Source organism: Burkholderia sp. 4NA327C6, from assembly GCF_005502655.1.
GTDB lineage: Bacteria > Pseudomonadota > Gammaproteobacteria > Burkholderiales > Burkholderiaceae > Burkholderia > Burkholderia contaminans.
The window spans coordinates 1-3,691 of the sequence record NZ_SCNZ01000105.1 but is presented as its reverse complement, the minus strand read 5'-3'; the positions used below and the strand labels follow the sequence as shown (position 1 = coordinate 3,691).

The 3,691-nt window shown below is 57.0% G+C and carries 7 protein-coding genes and 1 pseudogene; 7 read left to right on the top strand and 1 reads right to left on the bottom strand.

All coding sequences use genetic code 11. From position 1 onward, the window contains the following. The 7 genes and pseudogenes from FFS49_RS41615 to yidD all read left to right on the top strand — a co-directional run. Positions 1 to 510: pseudogene (locus FFS49_RS41615) on the top strand (mercuric reductase); the annotation flags it as partial. Positions 511 to 545: 35 nt separating this feature from the next. Next, positions 546 to 794: a hypothetical protein gene (locus FFS49_RS42880; RefSeq protein WP_230943696.1), complete on the top strand. Its 249-nt coding sequence runs from the start codon at positions 546 to 548 to the stop codon at positions 792 to 794. A 15-nt stretch (positions 795 to 809) separates the two neighbouring features. After that, a complete protein-coding gene (locus FFS49_RS42875) occupies positions 810 to 1,199 on the top strand; it encodes a tetratricopeptide repeat protein (RefSeq protein ID WP_325086057.1) in 390 nt (129 codons plus the stop codon). Positions 1,200 to 1,282: 83 nt separating this feature from the next. Next, complete coding sequence (gene merB / locus FFS49_RS41605; RefSeq protein ID WP_033917449.1) at positions 1,283 to 1,921, top strand: organomercurial lyase MerB; 639 nt, start codon at positions 1,283 to 1,285, stop codon at positions 1,919 to 1,921. Continuing rightward, entirely contained in the window at positions 1,918 to 2,259 is a 342-nt protein-coding gene (gene merD, locus FFS49_RS41600) for a mercuric resistance transcriptional repressor MerD (protein WP_033869424.1), read from the top strand. The genes merB and merD overlap by 4 nt, the downstream gene beginning before the upstream one ends. A gap of 162 nt (positions 2,260 to 2,421) precedes the next feature. After that, positions 2,422 to 2,895 carry a phosphoribosyl-AMP cyclohydrolase gene (hisI, locus tag FFS49_RS41590; RefSeq protein ID WP_034389874.1) on the top strand — a complete coding sequence of 158 codons (474 nt, stop codon included), beginning with the start codon at positions 2,422 to 2,424 and terminating at the stop codon, positions 2,893 to 2,895. Between the two features lie 38 nt (positions 2,896 to 2,933). Continuing rightward, positions 2,934 to 3,224, top strand: coding sequence for a membrane protein insertion efficiency factor YidD (gene yidD / locus FFS49_RS41585; RefSeq protein ID WP_196484668.1), 291 nt, complete (start codon positions 2,934 to 2,936; stop codon positions 3,222 to 3,224). Between the two features lie 74 nt (positions 3,225 to 3,298). Here yidD and merR read toward each other — a convergent pair. After that, a partial coding sequence (gene merR, locus FFS49_RS41580; RefSeq protein WP_137951082.1) for an Hg(II)-responsive transcriptional regulator occupies positions 3,299 to 3,691 on the bottom strand: 393 nt, incomplete at its 5' end.

The following is a 3,691-nucleotide window of genomic DNA, read 5'->3' as shown; positions in this document are numbered from 1 at the left end:
ACCAGTAGCCCGAACATCTACGCGGCCGGCGACTGCACCGACCAGCCGCAGTTCGTCTATGTGGCGGCAGCGGCCGGCACTCGTGCGGCCATTAACATGACCGGCGGCGACGCAACGCTCGATCTCGACGCTATGCCGGCAGTCGTGTTCACTGATCCGCAAGTTGCCACGGTTGGCTACAGTGAAGCAGAAGCCCAGCGCATCGGCCTGCAAACCGACAGTCGTACTCTCACGCTCGACAATGTGCCGCGTGCACTCGCCAACTTCGACACGCGCGGCTTTATCAAGCTTGTCGCTGAGGCTGGATCTGGACGCATTCTTGGGGTTCAGGCTGTAACACCGGAAGCAGGCGAGATCATCCAGACTGCCGCGATTGCCATCCGGGCTCGCATGACCGTCCAGGATCTTGCCAACCAACTTTTCACCTACCTCACCATGGTGGAAGGTCTCAAACTGGTGGCACAGACTTTCTCGAAGGATGTGACACAGCTATCGTGCTGTGCGGGCTAAACCAAGGACACGAAAAGAGCGACAGAGGAGTTTTTATGTTTTGCGATATTAGACTAACAGCACGTTGCACCCGTGCATGCTTAACCATTCTGTTGGCGGGTACTGCAGCGTTTGGCTTGTCAAACAATGCGCTGGCGGCCTACGACTTTTCTAAGCTGGGAGCAGCGATCGAAACATTGGCGCCGGAGACCGTCGACGGCTGGGAAAAGAAAGCGAGGGCGGGCGATGCCATGGCGCAGAACATCATGGGTCTTGCCTACAAATGCGGTATGGGCGTAAAATAAGACCATGCTGCATCGATCCAGTGGTTTCGCAGGGCGGCCGAGCAGGGTGAAGCTGATGCGCAGTTCAACCTGGGGCGCCTCTACGCAAGCGAAGTCGACGGTATGTATAAGAAAGGGCGTGCGGCTCCTGCCGACGATGCACAGGCGTTCAAGTGGTACCGCCTCTCTGCCGAGCAGGGACACACGCAGGCTCAAGTCAGGCTGGCTCAACTGTTTGCGAAGGGGCTCGGTGAGGTCGCGCGCGACCAGGTTCAGGCCTACAAGTGGATGAGTCTGGCAGCAGCGTCAGGAGAACCAACGGCAGCAAAAGTCATTGCCGACTATGCGGCTCAAATGAAGCCCGAACAGGTGCAGCAAGCGCAATTGCTGGTCCAGGAATGGAAACGCCGGCAAAGCGCACGCTGACGTGATCTTTGAAAAGCGCGGCATGTAATCGCCAAGGGTGGGTTTATGCCGCGTAACCGCTGCTTGGATGTTGGAGGTGGAAATTGGACAAGACTATATATTCCAAAAAGATTGCCGAGAGCCTCTCATCTGGCAATCATCCAGAAGAGTTCGCAACCCTCTTCGTCACCCTGCTTCGTCAGCTTGTGATGGGAAGGCCTGTGTCACGCGAAGCGCTCGGCACCGCACTCGGATGGTCTGGGCAGAGGGTTGCAACTGTACTTGAGCCGGCGCCCGGTACCGAATATGACGAGCAGGGCAATATCATTGGACTGGGCCTGACGCTACGCGAAACCCCTCACGTTTTTGAAGTGGATGGCCGCCGTTTATACACCTGGTGTGCGCTCGACACCTTGATGTTTCCCGCTTTGATTGGCAAAACAGCCCGTGTCACGTCGCGCTGTGCTGCCACCGGCAGGCCGATTACGCTCACAGTTGCGCCAGAAGCAGTGCTTCAGGTTGAACCGGCGGAAACAATGGTGTCTCTGCTAACGCCGGATGCTTCACCCGACATTCGCTGTTCCTTTTGCTGTCATGTGCATTTTTTTGCATCGCCTTCTGTTGCAAATGCATGGGCTTCGACGCACCCGGGGATAGAGCTCGTGCCTGTCGAGAATGCATTCGGTCTCGGACATCTGATCGCGCATAAGCTGTTAGAAGACAGCGAGCGAAACACGGCATGAATGCCTACTCGATTTCGAAGCTTGCTGAAGATGCAGGCGTAAGCGTGCATGTTGTGCGCGACTACTTGATGCGCGGGTTGTTGCATCCCGCCTGGCGAACCGAAGGTGGCTACAACGTTTTCGATGCCAAAACACTGGAACGGTTGCGTTTCCTGCGCGTGGCCTTCGAGTCGGGACCCAGGCTCGACGAGTTAACGCGACTTTGCAGGGCGTTGGATGCAGGCGATAGCAAGTGCGTACACGGATGTGTCGAGCAACTGCGTCGGAAGATCGATGTGCGCCGAAAAGAGCTGATGGTGATCGAGACCTCTTTAGGCGAGTTGGCGTCCAGTGCATAACCTCACTATCTGTCGCCAGTGCGGCTACGTCGAAGAGCTGCACCTTGATGAAATTAGCGATCAGCTTGCCGCCCTGGCCCAGCGCCAAGGCTTCAACGTTGAGCGCCAAACGATTGAGCTTCAGGGCTTATGTCAAGCATGCCGATCCGTGAGTAATGCCTAATGTCCCAATTTGATGAACTCGCCCCTCAACAGCTTTTTAAGGCGTTAGAGTCAGCGACCACAACAGCTTCCCTGCCCAAGCTTGCAACGCTACTAGATGCCATTCGCTTTAATGAAGACGGCCTGATTCCCGCCATTGCCCAGCAACATGATACGGGCGAAGTACTGATGATGGCGTGGATGAACCGAGAAGCCCTGGAAGAGACGTTAACAACGCAGCGAGTTTGCTACTTCTCACGCTCGCGCCAAAAGCTATGGCGCAAAGGTGAGACATCAGGACAGCAACAGCGCCTTAAAAGCGCAGCGCTAGATTGCGATGGTGATACGCTGCTGGTTCAGGTGGAGCAAACTGGTCCCGCGTGCCATTCCGGCCGTCGCAGCTGCTTTTATGTGTCGCTCGGTGCAGACAGCGCCAAGATTACCAGCGAGCCGCTGATTGATCCGGCCACGCTATACGGTAAAAAAGCGCCGTGAAAAATTGGCTGTTCGCCATTAAACAGGTTTTTCTTAAGCTGCTAACAGCAGTGATGGTGGGCTGTATTCGCGTTTACCAATACACCATCAGCCCACTGCTTGGCCCTCGCTGCCGCTTCTGGCCAAGCTGCTCTTCCTATACCATCGAGGCCATCCAGGTGCACGGCCCTTTCAAAGGCGGCTGGATGGCTGTCAAACGCATCGTGAAATGCCACCCAGGCAGCCCAGGCGGCATGGATCCGGTGCCCGGTGGGCGCAGCGAAGCGCTCTGCCGTGAAAATGACGACCGCCCTACTGAGCGTTGCCGCTCAACCTTCTGCCGCCACTAACGTTTATCCTTGCTTAGCCACCTGATAGATACGCTCTAACAGGGGTCGTCTCAGAATTCGGAAAATAAAGCACGCTAAGGCGTAGTCACCCCGTGACTCCCCCGCGCCGATGCAGCGAGCTTCGTTCCGTCTTGCAGTGACGCAATCAGCGGGCAGGAAACGTTCCCTTTCCGCGCATGGCAGGCGCACACCAGTTCAGACAGCACGGCCTCCATGCGTGCCAAGTCGGCCATCTTCTCGCGCACATCCTTGAGCTTGTGCTCGGCCAGGCCGCTGGCTTCCTCGCAATGGGTGCCATCCTCCAGCCGCAGTAGCTCGGCGATTTCGTCCAGGCTAAAGCCCAGCCGCTGGGTCGATTTCACGAACCGCACCCGCGTTACATCCGCCTCGCCATAGCGGCGGATGCTGCCGTAAGGCTTGTCCGGCTCCGGCAACAAGCCCTTGCGCTGATAGAACCGGATGGTCTC

Bases quoted from the DNA above. Each gene is read 5' to 3' on its own strand.
- FFS49_RS42880 (WP_230943696.1), top strand. From the start codon at position 546: ATGTTTTGCGATATTAGACTAACAGCACGTTGCACCCGTGCATGCTTA.
- merD (WP_033869424.1), top strand. From the start codon at position 1,918: ATGAATGCCTACTCGATTTCGAAGCTTGCTGAAGATGCAGGCGTAAGC.
- hisI (WP_034389874.1), top strand. From the start codon at position 2,422: ATGTCCCAATTTGATGAACTCGCCCCTCAACAGCTTTTTAAGGCGTTA.